This window comes from Bacillus cereus group sp. BfR-BA-01383 (assembly GCF_022663495.1).
GTDB lineage: Bacteria > Bacillota > Bacilli > Bacillales > Bacillaceae_G > Bacillus_A > Bacillus_A cereus_AU.
The window spans coordinates 13,479-36,450 of sequence record NZ_JAKUFP010000039.1 but is presented as its reverse complement, the minus strand read 5'-3'; the positions used below and the strand labels follow the sequence as shown (position 1 = coordinate 36,450).

Below are 22,972 nucleotides of genomic sequence, written 5' to 3'. Positions count from 1 at the left end.
TTTTGAATGTATACTTTTGTTATGTAAATTGAGGATATCAGGTAATTTGGTAAGAATTCAATATTTCCGGTGATTCGAATGTAAACTAATAATAAAAAGTTCACATTCGAACTTACAATTGAAATCCAACATACAATGCTATGAGCATTTACAAAATAGTTTTGGTCAAAACCACAGCGATTGCTGTGGTTTTTCTTATTGACGAAATTGAAAATAAACTTCTATTCAAAAGCTTATATTGGAATATTTTAAGAAAAACAACATGAATTATAGTAAGTGAATGTGTGTGTGTCCTAAATATATAATTATTGCTATAAACAACTTAACGTTATAAATTCACATTTCCGGGACACTTAATTAAGAAAAATAGGATGATCTTATAAATAAATAGAGGTAGTTGTATTGTGTCTGTCAACGGTAAGCGGACGGAATGGAGCGAGCAGCGAAATGAAGGAGCATTAAGGAATTGACAGATTGACTATGCAACCCTCTTGTGGTTGTCAAAAGGTACCCTTTTGATCCTGCCTACCGGCGAGGGAGCCCCCAAGGATTTTGGGGTTTGCTAACCTATATTGAATTTTATAAAACCCTCTATGAATACTTATTCATAGAGGGTTAATATAACGTCCTATTATAAGAAGTTAGATATTCTCATAATCCCCATGATACTAAAATTCTGTACATGACTTAAGATTTATTCTTCTATTTTACTTTTCAGCAATTCTTTTATATATTGCTTGTTCAGATGACTGTTTAGATGTAAGAGCTTCTATTATTTTACGATGATTTTTATTTACTTCTAGCAGCTAATTATTTATTACGCGCAATTGTTTTATCACGAACTATATAAAATTCCTACGTTTTTATGCACATATAAAACAATTTTCTTGATTAATTGGCAACTAAACATATGTAGTATAGGGACCGAACGTCCCTATAGGAATCTGTGTAACAATGGAACTAAATCATGAAATGAGTACTAGCTGATTTTGATTTTTTAAAATTCCTTGTCGAACGTTTAACAAGAAAACCTGAAAGATGAAAAAAATTGATCGCGCAGAACTAGATGATGAGCTATTAACGAAACAAGAATTTTAGCATTTTAAAAATAATAAGAATTAACTAAAATTACTGATTTGCGTTATTTTACATATAGATAGGATAGCTACATCTAAACCATTAGCTTGAATTTTTACTGTTCCTTCACCTACTGACGAAATCGAAGCATTTTGTATATTATTAAACGCAGGTCCAAGTACATCAATATCAGCCGTTATTATAGTTTGTAAAAATTCTCGTATAGGATCTTCACAACAAGCACATTCACCTGTATTATCAACAGGTGTTTCAAGATCAATATTATTTATTATTGCTGCTGGATTGTCAGGGCCAGGGGCGGTCTTTCCAGCTACGCCTGTTACTTTACATATTGGAACAGCAATCGTATTAGCTCCTTGTGTAACTATTGCAATGAAATTAGATGCTGACTGAAAAGCTACATTTTGTAAATTACCAGATGTATCATCAATTGTCCCTAAAGTAATTATTGTTCCTACCGGTATTTGAGATAATACATTTTGCATTGGTGTAACACAACAATCACACTCAGTATCTTGTGTTGGACCAGTTGCTCCAGTTGCTCCAGTTGCACCTGTTGCTCCAGTTGCTCCAGTTGCTCCAGTTGCTCCAGTTGGACCAGTTGCTCCAGTTGCTCCAGTTGCTCCAGTTGCTCCAGTTGCTCCAGTCGCTCCAGTCGCTCCAGTTGCTCCAGTTGCTCCAGTTGCTCCAGTTGCTCCGGTTGCACCTGTTGGTCCAGTCGCTCCTGTCGCTCCAGTTGCTCCAGTTGCTCCAGTTGCTCCGGTTGCACCTGTTGGTCCTGGTTGTTCAACAGGAAAAGCACATGGGAAAGGAATATGATTACATTTGTTAAAATTACCCATTTTTTCACCCACCTAAAAAAATATAGAATATATTAGTATTTTATAATTTACATAAAATACTAATATATTCTATGATTTTAAAAAACAAATGATCTGGTAATATTACTCAATTTTTATCATTAAATTAATTTGTATTAATTTAGAACATTTTAAGTGTAAATGTAATGATTGATTACAAAAGTAAAAATTTATAAAAAAAGAGATGAAGCCCCAATCCATCTCTTAATTTGAGTCAATATTTCGGACACAAAAAAGTTAAATATAAGCTACTTCTATAGTTAAATTTTCTATAGCTTGAGGAGTTTTATATCCAATAATACTATGAATTCGCTTGCGGTTATACCCTCCCTCAATGCATTGAAATAGTGCTAAGTTTACTTGTTCCAACAGTGTTTGATGAATCTTTAGTACACCATAACACTCTTTGCTATCTTGATAAATGTGTTTAATTCATTATTTTCACGACTACACTTCGACTCTGCTTTGTGATGAGATTGGTAGTAAGAACTTCTTGCTATTCCAAGAGCTTGGCACATTGTATGAACAGAGTACGTTTCCTTTTGGCAATCAATAAATGATTGTATTTCTGTATCGTTTATTATCTCGCGAATATAGCCATTTTTTAAAATTTCATTCTCTTCTTTTAGACGAAGCAGTTCTTTTTTCATTCGTTTTAGATCGTCCAATGTTATTTTGTCCAGTATTTTTTCATCTTCATCAACTGATGTAATAGAAGTATATTTTTTAATCCATTTATAAATTGATACTTCTGATACGCCATACTCTTTACCTAATTCTTTTACGGATTGCCCCGAATGATATAATTCAACCACCATTATTTTAAACTCTTCATTAAATTTCTTGGTTGTCATAAGGACTTAACTAAGTTGTGTCCTTATGAATATACTAAACCCACTCCTTCTGATCTAGAGTGGATTTATATCAATTATAGTTTATGCATTTTTTTGAAAAGGTTTCATTCTTTTATCTTAAGGTAAATAAAATTTAATTTAAAACAAAGTATGATTAACATTCCACAATTCCAATAAAAAAACTAACCATTTGGTTAGTTTTTTAGAATAAGTTAGAAGAGAAAAACATGTCTTAAAATGCATAGCGCTTGCAATTGGATGTATTTCCTTATTATTAATGTGGTATTCTTATTTCTTTTTATAAAAACCTTGGTGTCTTATACTATCTCGTTGTAAAAAATATTGCGAATATAAAAGGACACATTTTATGTCTCTTTTTATATATAAACCTAATACAACACAATATCATTTCTTTGCATTACAAAAAGAAAAACTATTACAATCGGTCGCTAATGCACCATAATTAAAAACAGAGTTAAGAGACTCAAAAACCCTTAGTGCTGGAAGCCATTGTGACGGCTTGTACTACTTTCTTAAAAACATTATATGTAGACATTTCTAGTGATGAATAATAAAAAGAGATACCAGGTTGAACAAACAAAACATTTGCATTTACAATATGTATACTTTTCACTTTTTTTAATGTAGGGTGCGCACAAAAATAACAAGAATAGAGCTATATTTATAGTACTTATAAATATTAGCTCTATTCTTCACAGGCGCAACAGGAGGAACAGGAACCTCCTATACCCTATATATATGTTTCATTATGAAATTTGTGAATAAAATTTTCTTTTTGCTGTATATATTTAACTTTATTATTGTTCTTTTTATCAAAAACGAAAGATCTCCCTCTTCTTAACGTATAAGAAAGCAACTCGCTAATGTCCAAAAGGTGTCTAAACATACAATTTTCCCGAAATGGCGTTGTGACCCCTAATAATCATCTCCATAACCTTCTTCATATGGAAATGAGAAAATGTCACACCATACACATAACCCTTTTGGAGAAATAGCATCTGGATGATAATTGGCCCCCCATCCACTGCATCGTATTGTGTTGTCTTCGAAAGCAGCTACCATACCGCCGATTATTAAAGCAATAAATGCACAAGTAATACCGAAAATACACCAATAATCCAAGATATACGAGCATTAAAATAGACGACTTATACGTTCTGTATTCTTTTTAGTTACCGCTGTTTTTTAAATTTAAAATTGTTCTTTTGTCATTACAGTCATAAATTCTTTAAAAAACTTTTTATAATCAAAATTTACAGCAATCCGCTTTCGTCGCCTATTGTCTAGATTTTCAGGAGTAAAGAAGTTTCGAAGATCCCCGATACTTTGTCCACGAGCTGGACCTTTTTCAGCGATTAAAATTTGAGATTCATAATAGGTGAACATATCATCATATATGATTCCCATTAATGGCATAATGTCATGAACTGGGCGGTTCCGGTGCGAAAACTTCAAGGTAATTGCAAGTAATCTCTAAATCTTGGACATACTGATACTATTACTCTAAAAAAGGTGCGGGATCAGTATGGAAAATCGAAATTTATTCAAGTGGAAGCATTATCATCATGATATTATTTTGCAAACAGTAAGATGGTACCCACGGTACAACTTGAGCTTTCGTGATTTGGTGGAAATGATGGAGGAAATAATGAAAAAAACAAATTAAAAACAACAAAACGCATAGAATCTGAAAAGAAAATATGTCTTTGTAAGATTGTAATATTTTCTTTTTTTCAAATCCCGTTCTCCTTTCACCTGTAATATATGAAAGGAACAACGAAAGGTTTACTTCAATGACTATATAATATTTTAAAATCGCATTTTAATAATTTTTAAATTAACCATATCATCTCCATTATCTTACATTAGCTAACAGACTAAATTATGATATGACATAAGTATCAACAGCGTTGATACATCGTTGTTCACGGTTAAACTTAAATCGAAACTAAAACTGAATATTATTTCATGCACAATGAGTTTATGAACGTTAATATTCATGTTATCCAAATACATGTCTCCTACATAAAATAATAATGAATTTAACATACTGTTTTAAAAAATCTAAGTAAAAACCATTGGATACGGAAGTAACAGTTTAACTGCTTACTTTTATAACCTTAAATTCCAGTACAAGTAATTTTAATTAAGTGAAGTTCTTGTTACAAAAATTCTCTTTTCAGGCATTTTTCTTACGCATTATTGTTTTTTAGAATGAGTAAAGGAGAGTAATGATGAAAAATATATCAATCTTAATCCCCTATAGATCTGATAAAGGTCCAAGGGATGTCATATTCAATTGGGTAAAGGATTTCTATAATCGATTACTGCCAGAAGCAGAGATTTGTGTAGGCTGTTGTAATACAAATCTCTTTTCTCGATCACAAGCAGTCAATAATGCTGCACGAAAAGCTACAGGAGATATCTTTATAATCGCGGATGCGGATATTGTATACGACCCAGAACTTATTAATGAAGCAATAAACCTACTTGATAATCATGCTTGGATAGTTCCGTATTCTGATATTCAATATTTAACAGAAGACAGTACAAAGGAATTACTAAATACAGAAGTAATTTGGCCCATTAAACTGGAACTAGAATTAAATCCTGTCAGTGCTTATATAGGTAATATAACAGGAGGCTTAGTCATTATCCCTAGAAAGCATTTTGAATCTGTAAATGGCTTTGATCAAAGATTTCTCGGATGGGGTGGGGAAGATGACGCATTTGCATTATCTGTTAATACCATCTGTGGCCATTTTAAAAGGTTGGACAGAAGTATATATCACTTATGGCATCCGCCTGTTAAGGCAACTGGCAATCCCCATTATGAAATGAATTATTCTTTGTATACACGCTATGCACATGCAAGCAATAATCCAGAAATCATGAGACAGCTTATTTTAGAAAAAAAACAATGAGACTTTATTTTCTATTTCTCTAGAAAATATACTTTTCGTCTTATCAACTCCTAGATGCATCTAATTTTCCTATTAGTTTTCCAAACATACATTTCGCAATCCTGTATTTCCCACATAAACATAAGATTTATACTGTAAGTCTTATCTGACTCATACTCAAAGATTGATATAAAAAAGAGAAGTATACAGGAAGCTCCATTTTGTATACCTCTCTTTTATTTTTTTATGGGAATCCAGCATCTTTTCAATGCTGTACTAAAAAGTAGTTTGCCCTACAACCCTCCTCTATTAAAAATTTTTGTATTCATTTTAATATTAACTTTATATAGAATTACGAATTCAATATTAAATAAATTTCTAAGCATTCGTTGATACTATTGATTCAAAGTCATCTGTATAAGCAACCAGCTGCCCCCAATTCAGAAGTACTTCATCACTTACTTGCCATGTATGTTCATTAGGATCTCTCCTTAGTGCGGTGAAATCAAAGCGATCAGTTGAATACATTTTAAATCCATACAGCTTACAGTCTGCTATGAAAAAAGCATCTTCAGCTATATTCCTACTCCTAAATTTCACTTTACTGAATACTTCCTTTTTTACTACAAGGGTCGCACCAGCCACCCAATCGGTGTATGTGTGTTCCTTATCATTTGCTAAAATTAATGCTCTTTTGCTTTTAATATACATATAGAAAGAATTCTTACCCACAATAGAAACGTCAGGTTTTTTAAACCCTTCTATGGAGCGAATGATGTAGGCTGCTCCATAGTAATCATCATCATCAAATTTCGCGATGTAGTCATACTTAGACTGATCAATCGCAAAATTCAAACAATCACCCAAAGTATATTCTTCACCTAGCTGATATATATTCACATTTCTGTAGCCGCTTGCCTTTTCCTCCCACCTTTTGAAATCCATAGTGCCTCTATTTAGAATTATGATTAATTCTTTGTCTTCCCCTATTTGTCTTTCATAATTCGCAAAAACATTGTCCATAAATTCTTCTCTCATCGTACAAGTTATAATTGACACCATTCACAAATTCCTCCTATGGAAGCAAAATAAGCTCGAATTATTATCCGGCAGCGCTCAACCCTTATATTTACTCCACCCCCCCAAGGTTTTCCTTGCTTTTCGATCTTGCCCGATCCAATTGAAATCACCACAAGGGGCATCAAGATTATCACAACATGTAATTACGCATGGGACCCCATATAAATAAAAATCCATACATCTTCCAGCTAATCTTATATGTTAGATTAAGATTTAAATAATATCTTTTATAGTTTGTGTTTTTAACTCGCCTAATTGTTTTGCCTTATGATGGGAGTCATTAACTAGCATAGTCAAGATTGTCTCCTTTCTTTTATGGACATCATTATTTATAGTTAAGCCGGTAAACTTTATGTTCAAGGAGAAAAAATTAAATAGATCAACAAGTTCATTCATGTTCCATTCTCTAACATGGGAAATGTTTTCAGGTGGCCCAAAATCATTTTTTCCTCTTACAATGTCTCTTTCAGGCGTAGATAATATGCAAGCAGGCGCAGAATTCATCATATTCTTTATATTCCATAGTAAGTAGCATGGATTTTTGAGGTGTTCAATTACGTCCGAACACACTATAACAGATTTATCGAGAATGTCTTTTGAAATATTTAACATTTGAGAGGATTCAAGATCATGATTTATCCATGTTCCATAGTTGTAATTTTTTTGGCAAAACTCCATATTACTTCCTATATCTACTCCTATAATTTGAAATTCAGGAAAGCATTTCACTAGTTTCCCAGCAGTTCCACAACCAATATCTATAACATACGAACAGTCTAAATACTTTCCTAAATACTTGACCAAAGCATACACTTGTGGTTGCCAAGTCATATTAGTAAAATCATCAAAATACTGAGGGTTCAAACGGGATTTATACCCCTTTTTTATAGAATAATTATTTTCTTGAATTACCTTAATAAAAGCAGAATCCATTTTTTCTACATCTCCCTCTTTTTATTAATTAATGTAAAAATTTTTTATCTTTCCAATTAAGGGAATTATTATTCTTAAAAAATCAATGTTGTTACACTTTATGTAAACAATACATATTTTGCTACAGTAAGATTATAATTCATAAATAATCACTTCTTTTTCTTATTTCCCGCAAAAATGAGTTTTTTGACGTTAATTTTTAAAGAATAACTTTCTAATAGTTAGATAAAAAGTATGTTTTTATGCTTATCATTTTATAAATACTGGCAGCTAAATATATAATTCATTTAATTTAATTAAATTCATTCAAAGTCTAGACTATACAATGTATTGAAATAAAGAAGATAATATACTTTGTCTACCTGAGGACGCATCAATCCAAGTGAGTTTTTTAAGATTGAATTCCGGCAATCTCCTCACATCATTGTTTAGAAAGAAGTAAGAGTTCTCCTATCCTCATACCTGTTTCATACAGCACCTTGAATATCAATTTGTTTCGTATCCTTAATTTTTCATTATTAAGCCATCTCTTCTCAATCGTATGATAAAATTGCTTTGTTACATCAGGGAATATTCTCTTCTTATCAGCTTTTTTAGGATTCTTCCGCTAAAAAAAGAATAGACAGATCCATTCCAATTCTTTGTAGCGTGTCTCAAGTAGCCCTTATTATATAAATTATGTTTAAGTTTAGATGTACTTTTTATATCAATCTCTTGAATAAATCCTTCCATTACTTCGAAGTACCAATAAAATGTACTTAATGTAGCCAAGTATCTATTTAATGTTGCTGCGGATACTTTTCCCCTAACGTTCTTAGAATCCACATACTTTATAAAACTAGGCATATGGCGCGGTTTCACTCCATAAACTTGCAAATCCTCTAACTCCATCCACTCATAATAAATCTTTAAATCCCGTATATAACTTCTTATAGTGTTAATAGATTTCCATTGCTGAGTTAAATGATTGGTAAAATCTAAAACCTCGGGGACAATCCTTATATTATCATATACTAATACAACAGAATTCAAAGTCCTCTCTATCTTCACTGAACATTCTCCTCTCCCTTGTCTCAAATAAAAAAGAATAGAGTAGTCAAGATATGACTACCCCCACTAAAGATATCAACAATACAAATATTACACTAGGTGTGTTATTCTGGATATTCAAATTAAAAATCCTACAAAAATGACAAATAGGGACACAGTCGGGATAGTTCCAGTCGGAGGAAGGCACCTTAGGGTGTCTTTTCTTTTTTTATTCAATTTATTAAGATACGCATACAAAAAAAGAGGGTAAAAAGATCTTTTAAAAGATTGTGCATTTGTAATTTCATCAATCTCTCTTTTTAATTCATTAATTCTAGATACATCATTAAAAGTTAATAATCGTATTCCAAGTACTTGAAGAGACTCATATTCCTTCACTATTGGAGTTTTTCTTCCTGAATATTTTCTTTGTGAAGGAGCCAAAATCATTTGTTCGCTAGTTGTTGTTATCATAATTCCTTTTAAACCCTTATTATTTAAAACTGTCTGGTTCACATTTAAAATATCATCTAAAGAAAAACCTAAAACTTGTTCTGGGTAATCTCCTTCAATACTCAAACTAGTCCATATATTGCTAAATCCTTTATCATAAAGAATTACTTTTTTATTAGTTAAATAAAGAGTACCTTCAGCTCTAACATTCCATATACAATCTGGTTCCCCATCTGAAACTTCACTTATTGAACTTAAGGTTACACCACCAATACTTGAGGATGTTTTGTAAATACATTTGATCCCTATGGTTAAATGTATATCCATACCAAGCTACATCATCTTGTTGAAATAAACATAACTCATCATGTTCTAAAAAATGATTAAACTTCCCTAAATCTATCGTAGAATGTTTAGTTGTATTATTACTAATAACCTTCTTATCTGTAACAAGAAGCATAAGATGGCCGTTTTGGTCAACTTATGCTTCTAATATGCATACAACAAAAAAAGATAACTCAACAGACCATTATTAGTAGGTTACTTAATTCCCGTTATCAGAAGTGAAATAAGCTTACACATCCAAGTTGTTGATAATAGCTAACATTTAATGATCTGTCCATTTGCCATTAATCTTTACATTTTCTTTAGCTATACCTTCTTTTTTAAACCCTACTTTTTCTAATACACGAATAGATGCCATATTGTCAGGCATAGCTCCTGCTTCCATTCTATGTAGTTTTAATTCTCTAAATGCAAAGTCTACAACAAGTTGAAGAGCCTCTGTTGTATAGCCCCTTGAATTATGCTCCCTATCTAAGGTAAATCCCGTATAACAGCTTTGGACGTCCCCCCTAGAAATTTGAGTTAATGAAATGTCTCCGATAAGTTTATCAGTTGCTTTTAAAAAGATTCCAAAAGCGTATACTTGGCCTTCGTCTTTCTTTTTTAATGCCCGTTCAATGCGTATTTTTTGATGTTCTTCTGTATAAAAGACTTCTGGGAGTAATGGACAAACTCGTTGAAAAAATTCGCGATTTCTAGTATGTAAGTTAGCTCGCTCGCGTCAGAAATTTTGTAAAGTCGAAGATATATTTGTTGTCCTACTAGTTTCATAAAAACCCTCCGATATCCTTTTAATACAATTTTATTCTCGTCAAATCTTATAAATCCCTTTTGTATATTATATTCATGTTAGGTTAACATAACCTCTCGATTATCGGTAACAAGGACAAAGAGAAACCCCGACTCTCACAAAGGAGCCTCCTTTTTTTGTTCTATGGATTTATGCATTTTTTATACATTCCTATCCTGGCGCGGTTTTAGGGTTCTTGTTTGTTATTGGATTAGCCGAAAAACTGTATAAAATTTCGCATGCTCTTAGCGTGGGGGAGTCCGAAATACTGGCGGTACCCCTTATAGTTCCTTAATAAAAGATTCAACTCTATTAACTTGGTTTGACCTTAATATCCTCCCTACATTCCCAAAAACTCAATAATCATTTCACATACTTTATCCATCTCTTCGATATCTGGAAAATGTGCACTATTTTCAAATATAACAAGTTTACTATTTTTCATTTGTTTCGTTATTCTATTACTCATTCCCACACCCGTGTTATAGTCATGCTCCCCGACTATGACACACGTATCAGTTTCTAAATCTTTAATGCACTCAATAAGCGGTAAAGCTGATTTTGTTTCAAAAATAACTTTACTCATCTTCCCTGGATTATTTAGCTGACTTTCCTCCCAAAGACTTCGATTTAGCTTTGCAAATTTTTCATTTTTAAACAGTAGTCGATCTACAGTTTCTGTATCAACTATACTCCAAACTTGATTATATCTTTCTTTTAAAGGAATTTCTGAATTGCTTATTATCGATATTTTTTCTTTCATTTTCCCTTTCGTTATTTGTAAAAAACCTTCTATCTGCACATTATACATTTCATCATAATCATCTAACGATGGGGCTTGTAATACCATTTTTTCAACCACTTCTGGGTATTTCAAAGCATATTCTAAACAAATTTGTCCACCAAAAGAATAGCCTAATAAATTTACCTTCTCTACATTTAATTGCTTTCTTAATTCCTCTAAATCTTCCACTAGAGTATGTATTGAATAATCATCGTCATCTTGTGGTACCTCACTTCGTCCGCATCCTCTTCGTTCGTAATAAACTACTGTTATATATTCTTCTAACTTCAATCCAAGTGTTCTTTCGAATACATAATGATTACCACCTGGACCTCCATGTACAATAGCGAGAGGAACTGTATTATGAGTTGCCCCTGCAATTTTACACCAATGTTGAATCCCATCGATTTTCAAATAATGTACACCATCTTGGAACATATACTGAATCACTTATCCTCTCTCCTCATAACCCACTTATTACTATCTACGTTTACACCTTTTCCCTTTAAAGTCTTTAGACCCTATCCTTATTTATATGAATAGCTTTCTTATTCAAAAATAGATTTTTAAAAATTCCTCCTCCACAATTAATAGACCTATTCCAACTAATTTATTTATTTGTAATGGAATGCTCTCCATTACAAATAATCCGAATGTATCAATACATAACGTAACGACCAATTGAGTAATAAGGCTAATTAGCACCGTATACGCTGGACCTAACCTCTTTATTGCACCCATTATACAAATAATTAACCCACCAAATGCACCAGCTGCTAAATATACTTTTTTCACACCCTTTAAATCGGTTACTTTCTCTTCTTTCTTTAACAAAAATACAGTTGTTGCAAAAAGGAACCCCATTAAATGAGTTATAATACTTGTTGACCATATGCCGATATGTGAACTAAGTTTCGCATTAAAGGTTCCTTGGAGTGTTATAAATACGCCAGCAAAAACAGCAAATACAATACCTTTCAAAAAATCACCTCCTAATCTTCTATCTATGAATTAATTAAAAGCTATTATCCAACAAAGGCAAAAGGACAAATGTCACATCACTATGAAAATAACTAGAAATGAACAAAAAAACACACCTCAAAATATTTGAGATGCGCTTTCATAAATCCATCGATATATAATGTTTTAAAAATAATAACTACGCTATATTAGCAGGTTTATTCTTCATAACAAGCTTTGCAAATAAGAAACGCACAAGCGGCCCCATAATAATTAATTGCAATGGATACGCCATAATGAAATTTTTAATAAAAATTGAAAAGTAAGTAGAAATGAATGAGTCACCATGTAACCCATTATGTAAATACATCATAGCCATACCGAAAAATGACATAAAGAATACCATTCCGATTACCATAGTTGTCGCCATTGCAATGATAATATTTATTTTCTTCGATTTATCAAACGGTAACGCGAATACAATTTTTTTCGCACAAGATCCAACGATACATACTTCAATTAATAGCGCAATAATAAATCCAATTAGTAGTTCTAATACGATCTCCTTAATATGAATTGGCCCTCCTGCTCCATTCATTAGTAAATTGTAAAACGTCATTACGATAACCATCCCTAGGCATATCATCATGCCAAATTGGAGGTTTTCCTTTCTTGTTGTTGGCAATTTTAAGCATCCTTTCTCTTTTAGTCTTTGTCATTATATCGATATTGGAAACTTCTTCGTAAGTGAACAAATTCAAAACATTTTCATATATTTTCTTTCCTTTCTACTCAAATTCTCACTTTTATTTATAGAGGTTTTATATATCGTAATGTTGAATTATTAAATTTAACTTTGCAATACATGATAATTACTATTAGGAGGATAACCATGAATGAACAAGGATTTTTCGTATATCACATCGTTACAAGGAAAAAAATGAGTATCGGACAAATCATTCATTTTGACAAAAATGAAACTAATACTCTATATCGCTTCTTTTTTGAAAGAGAGCAATTAAATGCTACTGGTGAAGATTCCATGCAGATTTTAAAAAATCATTATATAAATGACGAATTGCATATAAATAATGAAAATGCTCAAGTAGTTATGAATTATATAGATCAAACAATTAGAGCGGTTAGAGAAACGATTGTAGAAATGGTTAGACTGCAAGAATTTCCTGAATATCCTTCAAGGTTGTCTTGCTTATATGCTTCGAAAAGCTATGAAGATGCTTTGAAATGGAAAGCGCTATTTGATTCTTACCATCGAGAAGTTTTGCAGATTGTTAAACTTCGAGTGATTGGTAGTTCTTTTGAAGGTGACGGAAATCTTTTACCGAAAGAAGATGGTATTCCTTTCGCTCAAAAAATTGAACAAGCTAGAGAGTATTGGAAAGGAAATGTTAGAAATGAACTTCCTGAGCTATTAATTAACGGGAAGATTGAAGTGGTGGAAATTATTGATGATTTTTCAACTGCCAATAATCTGTAAATATATGAATCATGACAAAACATAAAAAAGAGTATTGAATTTATCTTCAATACTCTTTTCATACATTTAAATTATATTTGAACAGCATAAGCTTCAATTTAATTTGAGTTAAGTTTTACAGATTAACCATTTCATAACCATTTACAAAATACTCTATCGTTTCTAGCTCATCTTCATTTAATTCTCTACCCAATTCTTGTTTATACGCTACCTTTATCTTCTCTGTATCACCTTTATAAGTTTCTGTCTTGGTTCCTACTGTTTTCAGCAAATGAATTTCTTGTAAAAATTCAGCCCGCTCTATTGCCTCCCCATGAGAAAGAATATAGGTCTCAGCATCAAATTTCTCTAATTCTTCTATTAATTTAATCGTTCGTTTCGTCGTATAATTCCACTTTGAAGAAAAAATATCTGCATATATACAGTCTCCTAAAAACAAAATCTTTTCTTCTTTAATATAAATAACAACGGAATCATGTGAATGGTCTCCACCCACATGTTGTAACACACATGTCACTTCACCAAGGTCTAATTCCAATTGATTCTGGAACGTTAAGGTCGGAGGAATAATTTTAATATTTCTCAATCGCTCACTGAACTCTTTTTTTATACACTCCGCACAAAATTCAATTTCTGTACCTTCTTTCACTCGTGCATCCAACGCCTCATCCGTCCATTCATAAGAAACAAGTTTATTCATCTCTTTTTTTGTTTCAGAATGCGCAATAGACAATGCATCTTGTAGTACAGGCAATCCAAAAATATGATCCCAATGCCAATGTGTTAATGCTACAAAATCAGGAGTTGAAATATTCTGTTCTTTGAGCATTTCTAGAAATAATTGCGCATGTGCTTCTGAATTACCCGCATCAATCATTAAAGTTTTTTCTTTTCCAACGACCATTCCTAATATAGGTCTATCTGTTTCAGAAACTGGTGTCATATACCAAAATGAGTTTCCTATTTTTTTAATTTGCTGCATAATTAGTTCCTCCATTTACTACTACCCTCTGTAATTCTTAATATTTGTGAAAAATTCTTTTCAGCAGAATGCTCTTGATTTTCTGCTACTACACTTTACCGTAGGACGAAAATTTTTTAGAGCATACCTTACTTATCACTACAGTAAAATCAATTTTTTTATACGTCTTTATGATATTGTTCTACAAGTTTATTAATACAAGATAAACAAGCAGTTGAACCTTCTACGGGATGTTCTTCATGACAGATTGAACACCACATCCATGCGTCCCCTCCTGCCTCATTATTACGATTTATTGTGCGTCCTTCTTTACTTGTTCGCTCTTGGTTTCTTGCAGTTCGAATGAGCCCGCGTACAATCCGCTCAGGTTTTATGTAATCCATTGGCTGCGAATCTTTACTTAAATATAAAGGGTGTCTCGGAAATCCATCCCTTGTTTTCCCGAGGCAGTATAAATGATAACCTTGAAACAATTCATGAATATCTTTGTGCCTATTGTGATACTTACAATTTTCACCCCATGCAGCAATTACCATATCCGCACGGTTCAATGCACGAATCACATGATTTTCGTTTTCAGGACCAATTGCATCTTCTTTACTTACTTGAAGCAATTCTTCACGATTTGTTGCAATATAGGCAAACAAATTTACAATTTCCAATGAACCAAAACCAAGTCCCTTCGCAAAATTGAAACAACGCTTGGAAGTCGCATCTTCGCTATCTTGATTGGCTGAACTTGGATTTAACATAATAAACAGTACTCGTTCTTTATGTGGGTCCCAAATACGTTCTAAAGAATAACGATATGTCTTAGAATCATCAAACAACGCCATACTTTCCATTACTTCTCCCCCTTTAATCCTATCATACTATAATCTGCTCTTCGCTACGAAACATGAAAAAGTAGAATGCAAAAATGCACTCTACTTCCTACCTGAATCGTCTTGATAGGATTCGAACCTGCGGCCTCCCTCCCTGTCAAGGAAATATGCTCCCACTGCGCCACCAGACGATAGTTTGTATATTGATCGACTCTATATTTCAATCATTCTACCTGTATCGTGAATTTTCTGCTAAAAATCAATCTTGTTACAATGGAATAAGATCTGATAAGCTTCTATTTTCTACATCATATCGTTTGGGATTTTCGTATTCAGATAAAGTGAAACTTTAAACAGTGGGGAGTGTCCATCCCCCACTGTTTATTAGTTGAACCAATCGGGCTTTAACGGGCAGCCCGCCTCCCATCTAACTACCTCGCATTCCCCGACTTTTGAGATGGACGTCTTATTGCCCGTTAAAGCGGGATAAATTCCATTTTGTCTGCAAACTTATTCCCCATTACATATTTTCACTTGAATTTAATATGTAAATTATAACGAATTATTAGTTTTTTCTCTATAATCAAACACAATTACTTGGACTAATCTAACTTTCCTTTTCGTAAGCTAAAAATAAGTGGAAAGAATCGGAGTGTGATACTATGGAGCGATTATGGATTCCAATGATTGTAACGTTTTTTTCGTTCGGTGGATTACTTTTAGGTGGTGCTGTTGGATTTGCAACACGCCAACTAATTGAAGAAAAGATGCATCGTTTATACGCATTATGTGGTGGCATTTTACTTGGGTTATTATCACTTGAAATTATTCCTGAAACATTTTCAAGCTATGAAATCATTGGCCCTATACTTGGTATAGCTATCGGTATTTTAGTTATGAGTTTATTAGATAACTATTGTCATCATCCGATGATACATAAAAAAAATCAACAAGCATGGCAAACCTTCCTTTTTCTTTCTTTCGCCATATTCATCCATAATATGCCGAGTGGCTTTGCGTTAGGAACAGCTTTTATAAATCATAACGAATCTGCCATTCCTTTCTTACTTGCGATTGTAATTCACCATATTCCAGAAGGATTAGCTTTAATTATCCCCTTTCTCTTTACAAAGCATAAATATATTTCATTTTTATTAACAACTTTATTACTTTCTCTTATTCTCGGTACCGGTACGATTTTTGGCATTTTGATGGAAGGAAAAGCTCTGCATCTGCAAGGGCTTATTATGGGAGGTGCTATTGGTTCACTTGGCTATGTGACAATTCACGAAATGCTTTGGAAAGCAAAGAAACAGCTCCCTTTCCTTTCATTCTTAACGTGGGCAACTAGTGGCTTTTTACTAATAACATTGTTCACTCTATTCACTGCACACCATTAAAATAAATCAGTTTTATTTTTTGTATATTTTTCCTCTTTTTCCAAAACATAATGTTATCTACCTATTTATAAGGAGGAACAATTATGTTTGGAAAAACAGCCGGTGAAGCATTAGTTGATCTATTAATTGACTGGGGAGTAGAACACATATACGGAATGCCTGGTGATTCCATCAATTCTATTATTGAAGCTTTAAGAAAAAAACAAGATAAAATCAAATTCATTCAAGTTCGCCATGAAGAAGCTGGAGCATTAGCAGCGGCTGCCTATGCAAAATTAACAGGAAAACTTGGCGTTTGCATGGCAATCGCAGGACCTGGCGCTATTCATTTATTAAACGGTTTATATGATGCGAAACTCGATAAAGCCCCTGTACTAGCAATTTCAGGACAAGTGGAATCTGATTTACTCGGAACGGATTTTTTCCAAGAAGTAAACTTGGAAAGAATGTTTGATGATGTTGCGGTTTATAACCAGCGCATTATGTCAGCAGAACAACTACCTGCTGTAGTGAATCAAGCGATTCGAATGGCATATACGAAAAAAGGTGTATCTGTTCTAACCATTCCAGATGATGTTCCGAAATTCGAAATAAAAAATGGTGCTCGTGTTACAAACGCTTCTTTTACATTGCCAGAGTTATTTCCGCAAGAAGAGGATTTAGCTATAGCAAAACTCGCACTTAATGAAGCGAAAAAACCTGTTATTTTAGCCGGAAAAGGAGCAAAACATGCGAGGGAATCTTTACTTGCATTTGCAGAACATATCGGTGCTCCAATCGTACTTACGTTACCAGCTAAGGGGATTATTCCTGATGAACACCCTCTTTGTATCGGTGGGTTAGGGTTAATTGGAACAAAGCCTTCTTATGAGGCAATGAAGCATGCGGATACTTTAATTATGGTTGGTACTTCTTATCCGTTCACTGGTTTCTTACCTGAGAAAGCAAAAACACTTCATATTGATACAGATCCGGCTCAAATCGGGAAACGTTATGCGACAGACATCGGCTTAGCTGGTGATGCTGATAAAACATTAAAATGGTTAATTGAAAATGTAGAAAAACATGAAGACCATACTTTCTTAGAACACCACCAAGAAATGATGAAAAAGTGGGAAGAAAAATTACACAATCAAGAAGAAGACTCTTCCACTCCAATTAAACCACAGCGAGTTATGCACGCTCTGCAGAAAGTAGCAGAAGATGACGCAATTCTTTCAGTCGATGTCGGAAATGTAACAGTATGGACAGCAAGGCACTTCCGTATGACAAACCAGCAATTTATCATTTCTAGTTGGCTTGCAACACTTGGTTGTGGTTTACCTGGTGCCCTCGCTGGAAAAATTGCGTTCCCAAATAAACAAGTGTTTGCAGTTTGTGGTGACGGCGGGTTTGGAATGACAATGAACGACTTCGTAACGGCTGTTAAATATAAGCTGCCAATCGTTGTTGTCGTATTAAATAATAATAAAATCGCCATGATAAAATTCGAACAAGAGGTTATGGGGAATATCGAATTCGGCACTGACTTAACAAATCCTGATTTCGCAAAATATGCTGAGGCGTGCGGTGGTATTGGATACCGCGTCGAACAGTTAGATGAATTACTCCCTGCTTTTGAAAACGCAGTAAAACAAAATAAACCATGTATTATTGATGTAGTTGTAGATGTAAATGAAGCGCCAATGCCAGCAAAAATCACATTTGGCCAGGCAGCCGGTTATACGAAACATATGATAAAAGAATTATTTGAAGAAGGTAAGATTGATTTACCTCCACTTTAAACGAAAAAAGATAGCTGAAAACAATTTGTCTTCAGCTATCTTTCTTTATTTTTGTATCTCTCTATAAAAAGAAAAATTATTCACATTAGACTGTATTTTCTTCTCTATTTTCACTTCTTTATTTTCCCTCTTCGGCCTCCTCAAATTTCCTAGCTTAATCGCATCTTGCATACTATTACTAATATCACGAATGATTTTTTGAGTATTCATATTAATATTATTTACTTGATTATGTCTGTTTTTTCAAGCAACATATCAGCGATATTTTATGTCTATTTCGTATACGTGCTAGCAAGTTCGTTTGCAAACTTGTTAGCGCTTTTTTATAAAAATTGTATAATGCTTTAAAAAGTATGAATCCGTTTTAATCAATCTTTTTCAAAATGGATTCCTTTTGTCTCTTATCAATATTCATATGTTACAATAGTACCAGTAGTATCAGTAAAACCATCAAAACAATTAGAGCAACCACCACAACCACCACAACCGCCACAACCGCCACAACTAAAGCAACCGAAACAACCAAAACAACGGAATCCACCACAACGAAATCCACCACCACCACAACGACCACCACAACCACCACAGCGACCACAACCACCACAGCGACGAGCAGCATCTTCAATATAGTAATATGGATATTGATTTTGCTGGTCCCAATACACAATATTTCCAGAATGGTAATCATTCAGGCTTAACGCTTGTAGTTCTTGTTGAAACTTATTCATTTTCATGACCTCCGTTTGTTAACTACAACCCCATCGATGCTTTCCTATACTTCTGCTTGTTAAATCTAAGTAGAAATAGCGCTATAAACTAAGTTCAATACGTACACCAACAAAATATGACCTATCAGTAGATGATGCACCTTGTTCATATACCTATTTTTATTTTTTTTACTACGGATTCATTTTTATAAATGGAAATTATAATTTTCCTGGTGCACTTGCTGGAAAAATTACTTTTCCGGATAAACAAGTATTTGCAGTTTTACCTCCACTTTAAAATATAAAAGAAAGGTAGCTGAAAACTTATTATTTTCAGCTACCTTTCCCTATTTTGATACCTCTCTATGAAATGAAAAATCGTTCACGGTAGGCTGTGTTTGTTTCTCTACTTTCACTTCTTTATCCTTTTTCTTTGGCATTCTTACGTTTCCTAGTTTTATCGCATCTTGCATACTATTACTAATCAGATTTCCCGACAATATTGTCATACTGTAGAAAGCGATTGGTATTAGTACAATCCATGTGTGTGTAGTTAAGTGACGGAAATTTTGACCAATTAAGCCTGTCCATTCTTTTGTTACACTATCTGCCTCTGTACCAAAGATTATTGTTCCACCGAAAAACAATTGTAACAAACCGAGATGCAAGAGGAGTAATAAAGTGCTTACAAATTGCTGAGCTACTAATAAAAGAAATGATGGTAGCATATGCGGCCATACATGGCGTTTCAACCTCTGCCACTTACTCCCGCCGAGCACAGTGGCCGCCAACATAAATTCTTCATTCTTAATACGTTTTACTTCTTGCGCTACATACAACATAACAGTTGGTACAGCAAGGCACGCAAGAACCACTACTTGAAACGCAACTCGCAAATGAAACGGAGCAGCCGCCTCTCCACTTTCGAACGTTAAAACTGCATTTAACATAAAATAAGAAATCATGATCATCGGTACAATACTAAATGGATCAAAAAAAGATGAGATAACTGGAAATAAGCGTTTACTGTACATACCAAATAATAAACCAATAGCTCCGCCAATTACTACACGTAAAACTGCGATAACGATACTTGCACCAACTGTCCATTTCGCTCCTTCTATTATTAACTGGAACAGGTCGCGGCCTTTCTCATCAGTTCCGAACCAAAATTTATTCGACGGTGAAAACTGAGCAGCCTCTAATTCTCCTTTTTCGTTATACATCATCGTTAGTTCACGAATATTCCCGTCAAAAAACACCGTATTTCCAATACTAACAATCATTAGTACACTCAAAAAAGTAACACCTAGCCAAAATCTCACATCTCTTTTTACAACTTTCCACATGTTACACACGCTCCTTTATAACATTTTGTAAAAGCGTATGTAATAAACGAAATAGTATAAAAAGCGGTACGTATAATAAAACTAAACTCACTGTAAATATTTCTAATTTTGAATTTTCTTTCACAAAAACAAACATACCGTACGTATTAAACAGCCACTCAATAATATATAAATTTGATAACATAAATAAAATATTTGTTTTTGCATAATAGACTGTTGTTAACAAGACATTTCTTGAAATATGGTGCGTCAAAATATGTCTTAAACTTAGCCCTTTACTCTTAGCAAATATACTATAATCTTTCTCTAATTCTTCTCTGAAACGTAATAATAGTAGCTTAATAAATAATAAAGTTGTAGGTATAGCAAGGCATATTATTGGTAACAGGCGAGCTCTTTCCTCTCCAAGTCCTGCAAATTTCACTGGCATAAAACCTGTCTTTTGAAAGATTATTACTACTAGAAGTTGAGATAATAAAATTAATAAAATGTCCGGAATACTTTCAAGTCCGACAAAAATCCCATTCCACATACGTTGCTTTGATTCAGAGCGCTGTAATACCCAAACAACGATAAAATACGCAATGAGTAAAGATAGTATAAATGCCGAAATAAATACAAACATTGTTTCTACATAATGAATCCATATTTGTGGAAACAACTTTCTTGAATTCCGAAACCCATACGTAATTTCACCTGGTTGAAGTAACTTCTCTCCAAGAAACACAACTGTGCTCCAAAAACCGATTAAATCAATTTGCAGCCCCTTAAATAAACGCGGTAGTGCCCCTAAAAATAGAATACAAATAAGTGCGGCAAATAATTGTAAACATGTAACCCCACACCACTTAGCAATTCGAATTAACATAACTTTTACCCCTTATTTTGAATGAATATTCAGAAATAAACTCGATGCATAATAAGAAAATAACTCCTTTCTCGACAAAACATAGTGGCTTCCGTCATTTCTCTGAAGCTGTATTATATTTTTCGATCATAATCCAATATTTTCCTTCCGAACTGATTACATACTATAAAAAAGCACTTATTTTTAAAATAAGTGCTTTTTTATTTAATTTCATTTTACGAACGTATCACACATCCACTCATAAAACTTTTCCTTCTCTTCAAATTGCGGATAATGAGCGGATTTTTCAAAAGTAATAAATTCTTTTTTATCCGCCTCAATCATGTCAAAATACTGTTTTGCTGCATGAAATGAAGTATTATAGTCGTATTTTCCCATTAAAAAATACAACGGTAGCTTCAGCTTAGTTACTTTAGTAGGTAATGGATTTTTCAAATCTTTTTCTAATAAGACAGTTTGGGAGTGTGATAATCCAACGTTATAACGAATTACATCAAGCAAGCTATATTCATTGCTAAATAGCATCCCTATGTTATCACCATCTGGGTTTTCAATACGTCTCGAAGTTCCACCATATTTCGCAACATAATTTCGCGGGGTATATGTATCGCCGTTTTTAATTTTTTCAGTTAGCCCTTTTAAATATGAAACCTCATCTGTATTCCCTGCATTTTTCGCTTGATCAATAACAAACTTTAAGCTATCCATTTCACTTTCTACTGTATCACTCATCTGCCCTATGCCAACATACGCTTCATATTTTTCAGGAGCTTTATAGGCAGCTTGCATTCCAATATATGTACCGTAAGAATGGCCAATTAATATTACTTTTTCTTTTCCGAGACGTTTTGAAACGTAATCTGTCATAGCTAATAAATCCTCTACAAGTAGGTCTGACGATAGATTTGAATAGTCTTCAAAGAAATGATACGATTTCCCGCTTGCTCTTTGATCGTAATTAACAACCGTGAATTTCTCTTCCAATAAGTCTTGGTATTTTTGAGCATACGGTATTTCTGAAGAACCTGGTCCACCATGTACAAAGATAATAACTGGATTCTTCTTATCTTTTCCGCGTATCATAATTTCATGACCACTTCCATTTATCTCTACTTGTTCTAATGTACTTATACTGTTATTACCCTTTATTTGCGAGGTCCATGTAGGAAATACTAGCGCTATGATTAATAATAGTATCGTGATGACTCCAATAAGTTTTATTAATTTTTTTATCTTCCTCATACAACGTTTCCTTTCCTTTAAATTTTTAAAAATATCAATTCCATCTAAATTTGTTTGTACATTATTAGTCTCCCATACACTTCTTAACTTTCCGCTACGTAAAACCTTAATATTCCCTTAATTATCTATATGTTCATTACAGAAAGACTTGAAAACATCTCGCATACACGTATTTATGTATCACAAACATAGAAAAAGCCCTTGTTTT

21 protein-coding genes and 4 pseudogenes are annotated in these 22,972 nt (G+C 33.3%); 5 read left to right on the top strand and 20 right to left on the bottom strand.

Going from position 1 to position 22,972, the window contains the following annotated elements; genetic code table 11:
- Positions 1–1,118: 1,118 nt before the first annotated feature.
- The 4 genes and pseudogenes from MR065_RS23470 to MR065_RS23455 form a co-directional block, all read right to left on the bottom strand.
- A complete protein-coding gene (locus MR065_RS23470; RefSeq protein WP_242215244.1) occupies positions 1,119–1,940 on the bottom strand; it encodes a bclA protein in 822 nt (273 codons plus the stop codon).
- A gap of 270 nt (positions 1,941–2,210) precedes the next feature.
- Positions 2,211–2,812, bottom strand: a pseudogene (locus tag MR065_RS23465) (transposase); the annotation flags it as partial.
- Between the two features lie 936 nt (positions 2,813–3,748).
- Positions 3,749–3,955, bottom strand: a complete 207-nt coding sequence (locus tag MR065_RS23460; protein WP_242215243.1) for a hypothetical protein — start codon at positions 3,953–3,955, stop codon at positions 3,749–3,751.
- Between the two features lie 69 nt (positions 3,956–4,024).
- Positions 4,025–4,240 (bottom strand): hypothetical protein, encoded by a 216-nt coding sequence (locus MR065_RS23455; RefSeq protein WP_242215242.1) that lies wholly within the window; start codon positions 4,238–4,240, stop codon positions 4,025–4,027.
- A gap of 118 nt (positions 4,241–4,358) precedes the next feature.
- Here MR065_RS23455 and MR065_RS23450 point away from each other — a divergent pair.
- Both MR065_RS23450 and MR065_RS23445 read left to right on the top strand, forming a co-directional pair.
- Positions 4,359–4,478, top strand: a pseudogene (locus MR065_RS23450) (IS6 family transposase); the annotation flags it as partial.
- A 589-nt stretch (positions 4,479–5,067) separates the two neighbouring features.
- Positions 5,068–5,757: a galactosyltransferase-related protein gene (locus tag MR065_RS23445; protein WP_242215241.1), complete on the top strand. Its 690-nt coding sequence runs from the start codon at positions 5,068–5,070 to the stop codon at positions 5,755–5,757.
- Positions 5,758–6,114: 357 nt separating this feature from the next.
- Here the strand turns inward: MR065_RS23445 and MR065_RS23440 are convergent, their stop codons facing one another.
- The 9 genes and pseudogenes from MR065_RS23440 to MR065_RS23405 form a co-directional block, all read right to left on the bottom strand.
- Positions 6,115–6,798: a glycosyltransferase family 2 protein gene (locus MR065_RS23440; protein WP_242215240.1), complete on the bottom strand. Its 684-nt coding sequence runs from the start codon at positions 6,796–6,798 to the stop codon at positions 6,115–6,117.
- A gap of 231 nt (positions 6,799–7,029) precedes the next feature.
- Positions 7,030–7,749, bottom strand: a complete 720-nt coding sequence (locus tag MR065_RS23435; protein ID WP_242215239.1) for a class I SAM-dependent methyltransferase — start codon at positions 7,747–7,749, stop codon at positions 7,030–7,032.
- Between the two features lie 421 nt (positions 7,750–8,170).
- Positions 8,171–8,287 (bottom strand): hypothetical protein, encoded by a 117-nt coding sequence (locus MR065_RS27800; protein ID WP_396022392.1) that lies wholly within the window; start codon positions 8,285–8,287, stop codon positions 8,171–8,173.
- A 20-nt stretch (positions 8,288–8,307) separates the two neighbouring features.
- Complete coding sequence (locus MR065_RS23430; RefSeq protein ID WP_242215238.1) at positions 8,308–8,799, bottom strand: site-specific integrase; 492 nt, start codon at positions 8,797–8,799, stop codon at positions 8,308–8,310.
- Positions 8,800–8,916: 117 nt separating this feature from the next.
- Positions 8,917–9,558 (bottom strand): hypothetical protein, encoded by a 642-nt coding sequence (locus MR065_RS23425; protein WP_242215237.1) that lies wholly within the window; start codon positions 9,556–9,558, stop codon positions 8,917–8,919.
- Positions 9,559–9,838: 280 nt separating this feature from the next.
- Positions 9,839–10,347 (bottom strand): annotated as a pseudogene (locus tag MR065_RS23420) (GNAT family N-acetyltransferase).
- A gap of 359 nt (positions 10,348–10,706) precedes the next feature.
- Positions 10,707–11,588 carry an alpha/beta fold hydrolase gene (locus MR065_RS23415; RefSeq protein WP_277927522.1) on the bottom strand — a complete coding sequence of 294 codons (882 nt, stop codon included), beginning with the start codon at positions 11,586–11,588 and terminating at the stop codon, positions 10,707–10,709.
- A gap of 114 nt (positions 11,589–11,702) precedes the next feature.
- Complete coding sequence (locus MR065_RS23410) at positions 11,703–12,131, bottom strand: DMT family transporter (RefSeq protein WP_242215235.1); 429 nt, start codon at positions 12,129–12,131, stop codon at positions 11,703–11,705.
- Between the two features lie 178 nt (positions 12,132–12,309).
- Positions 12,310–12,795: a DUF2798 domain-containing protein gene (locus MR065_RS23405; protein WP_242215234.1), complete on the bottom strand. Its 486-nt coding sequence runs from the start codon at positions 12,793–12,795 to the stop codon at positions 12,310–12,312.
- A gap of 207 nt (positions 12,796–13,002) precedes the next feature.
- On the opposite strand from MR065_RS23405, the gene MR065_RS23400 reads away from it, so the two are divergent.
- The gene (locus MR065_RS23400; protein ID WP_242215233.1) at positions 13,003–13,608 is read left to right on the top strand and encodes a DUF2441 domain-containing protein; all 606 of its coding nucleotides are present in this window, start codon (positions 13,003–13,005) and stop codon (positions 13,606–13,608) included.
- 115 nt (positions 13,609–13,723) lie between these two features.
- On the opposite strand, the gene MR065_RS23395 is transcribed toward MR065_RS23400, so the two are convergent.
- Entirely contained in the window at positions 13,724–14,590 is an 867-nt protein-coding gene (locus MR065_RS23395) for an MBL fold metallo-hydrolase (protein ID WP_242215232.1), read from the bottom strand.
- Positions 14,591–14,748: 158 nt separating this feature from the next.
- Positions 14,749–15,435, bottom strand: a complete 687-nt coding sequence (locus MR065_RS23390) for a DUF1643 domain-containing protein (RefSeq protein ID WP_242215231.1) — start codon at positions 15,433–15,435, stop codon at positions 14,749–14,751.
- 641 nt (positions 15,436–16,076) lie between these two features.
- Here MR065_RS23390 and MR065_RS23385 point away from each other — a divergent pair.
- On the top strand, positions 16,077–16,814 hold the full coding sequence (locus tag MR065_RS23385) for a ZIP family metal transporter (RefSeq protein ID WP_242215230.1): 738 nt from the start codon (positions 16,077–16,079) through the stop codon (positions 16,812–16,814).
- Positions 16,815–16,897: 83 nt separating this feature from the next.
- On the top strand, positions 16,898–18,598 hold the full coding sequence (locus MR065_RS23380; RefSeq protein WP_242215229.1) for a pyruvate oxidase: 1,701 nt from the start codon (positions 16,898–16,900) through the stop codon (positions 18,596–18,598).
- Between the two features lie 45 nt (positions 18,599–18,643).
- On the opposite strand, the pseudogene MR065_RS23375 reads toward MR065_RS23380, so the two are convergent.
- The 5 genes and pseudogenes from MR065_RS23375 to MR065_RS23355 all read right to left on the bottom strand — a co-directional run.
- Positions 18,644–18,781 (bottom strand): annotated as a pseudogene (locus MR065_RS23375) (peptide ABC transporter permease); the annotation flags it as partial.
- A gap of 221 nt (positions 18,782–19,002) precedes the next feature.
- A complete protein-coding gene (locus MR065_RS23370) occupies positions 19,003–19,326 on the bottom strand; it encodes a heterocycloanthracin/sonorensin family bacteriocin (protein ID WP_142339937.1) in 324 nt (107 codons plus the stop codon).
- A 326-nt stretch (positions 19,327–19,652) separates the two neighbouring features.
- Positions 19,653–20,654 carry an ABC transporter permease gene (locus MR065_RS23365; RefSeq protein WP_242215228.1) on the bottom strand — a complete coding sequence of 334 codons (1,002 nt, stop codon included), beginning with the start codon at positions 20,652–20,654 and terminating at the stop codon, positions 19,653–19,655.
- A gap of 1 nt (position 20,655) precedes the next feature.
- A complete protein-coding gene (locus MR065_RS23360; protein WP_242215227.1) occupies positions 20,656–21,522 on the bottom strand; it encodes an ABC transporter permease subunit in 867 nt (288 codons plus the stop codon).
- A gap of 210 nt (positions 21,523–21,732) precedes the next feature.
- Positions 21,733–22,764 (bottom strand): alpha/beta hydrolase, encoded by a 1,032-nt coding sequence (locus MR065_RS23355; RefSeq protein WP_242215226.1) that lies wholly within the window; start codon positions 22,762–22,764, stop codon positions 21,733–21,735.
- Between the last annotated feature and the right edge of the window lie 208 nt (positions 22,765–22,972).

Bases quoted from the DNA above. Each gene is read 5' to 3' on its own strand.
- MR065_RS23455 (WP_242215242.1), bottom strand. From the start codon at position 4,240: ATGGGAATCATATATGATGATATGTTCACCTATTATGAATCTCAAATT.
- MR065_RS23395 (WP_242215232.1), bottom strand. From the start codon at position 14,590: ATGCAGCAAATTAAAAAAATAGGAAACTCATTTTGGTATATGACACCA.
- MR065_RS23445 (WP_242215241.1), top strand. From the start codon at position 5,068: ATGAAAAATATATCAATCTTAATCCCCTATAGATCTGATAAAGGTCCA.
- MR065_RS23390 (WP_242215231.1), bottom strand. From the start codon at position 15,435: ATGGAAAGTATGGCGTTGTTTGATGATTCTAAGACATATCGTTATTCT.
- MR065_RS23415 (WP_277927522.1), bottom strand. From the start codon at position 11,588: ATGTTCCAAGATGGTGTACATTATTTGAAAATCGATGGGATTCAACAT.
- MR065_RS23440 (WP_242215240.1), bottom strand. From the start codon at position 6,798: ATGGTGTCAATTATAACTTGTACGATGAGAGAAGAATTTATGGACAAT.
- MR065_RS23400 (WP_242215233.1), top strand. From the start codon at position 13,003: ATGAATGAACAAGGATTTTTCGTATATCACATCGTTACAAGGAAAAAA.
- MR065_RS23435 (WP_242215239.1), bottom strand. From the start codon at position 7,749: ATGGATTCTGCTTTTATTAAGGTAATTCAAGAAAATAATTATTCTATA.
- MR065_RS23425 (WP_242215237.1), bottom strand. From the start codon at position 9,558: ATGGATATACATTTAACCATAGGGATCAAATGTATTTACAAAACATCC.
- MR065_RS23380 (WP_242215229.1), top strand. From the start codon at position 16,898: ATGTTTGGAAAAACAGCCGGTGAAGCATTAGTTGATCTATTAATTGAC.
- MR065_RS23370 (WP_142339937.1), bottom strand. From the start codon at position 19,326: ATGAATAAGTTTCAACAAGAACTACAAGCGTTAAGCCTGAATGATTAC.
- MR065_RS23365 (WP_242215228.1), bottom strand. From the start codon at position 20,654: ATGTGGAAAGTTGTAAAAAGAGATGTGAGATTTTGGCTAGGTGTTACT.
- MR065_RS23385 (WP_242215230.1), top strand. From the start codon at position 16,077: ATGGAGCGATTATGGATTCCAATGATTGTAACGTTTTTTTCGTTCGGT.
- MR065_RS23360 (WP_242215227.1), bottom strand. From the start codon at position 21,522: ATGTTAATTCGAATTGCTAAGTGGTGTGGGGTTACATGTTTACAATTA.
- MR065_RS23355 (WP_242215226.1), bottom strand. From the start codon at position 22,764: ATGAGGAAGATAAAAAAATTAATAAAACTTATTGGAGTCATCACGATA.
- MR065_RS23470 (WP_242215244.1), bottom strand. From the start codon at position 1,940: ATGGGTAATTTTAACAAATGTAATCATATTCCTTTCCCATGTGCTTTT.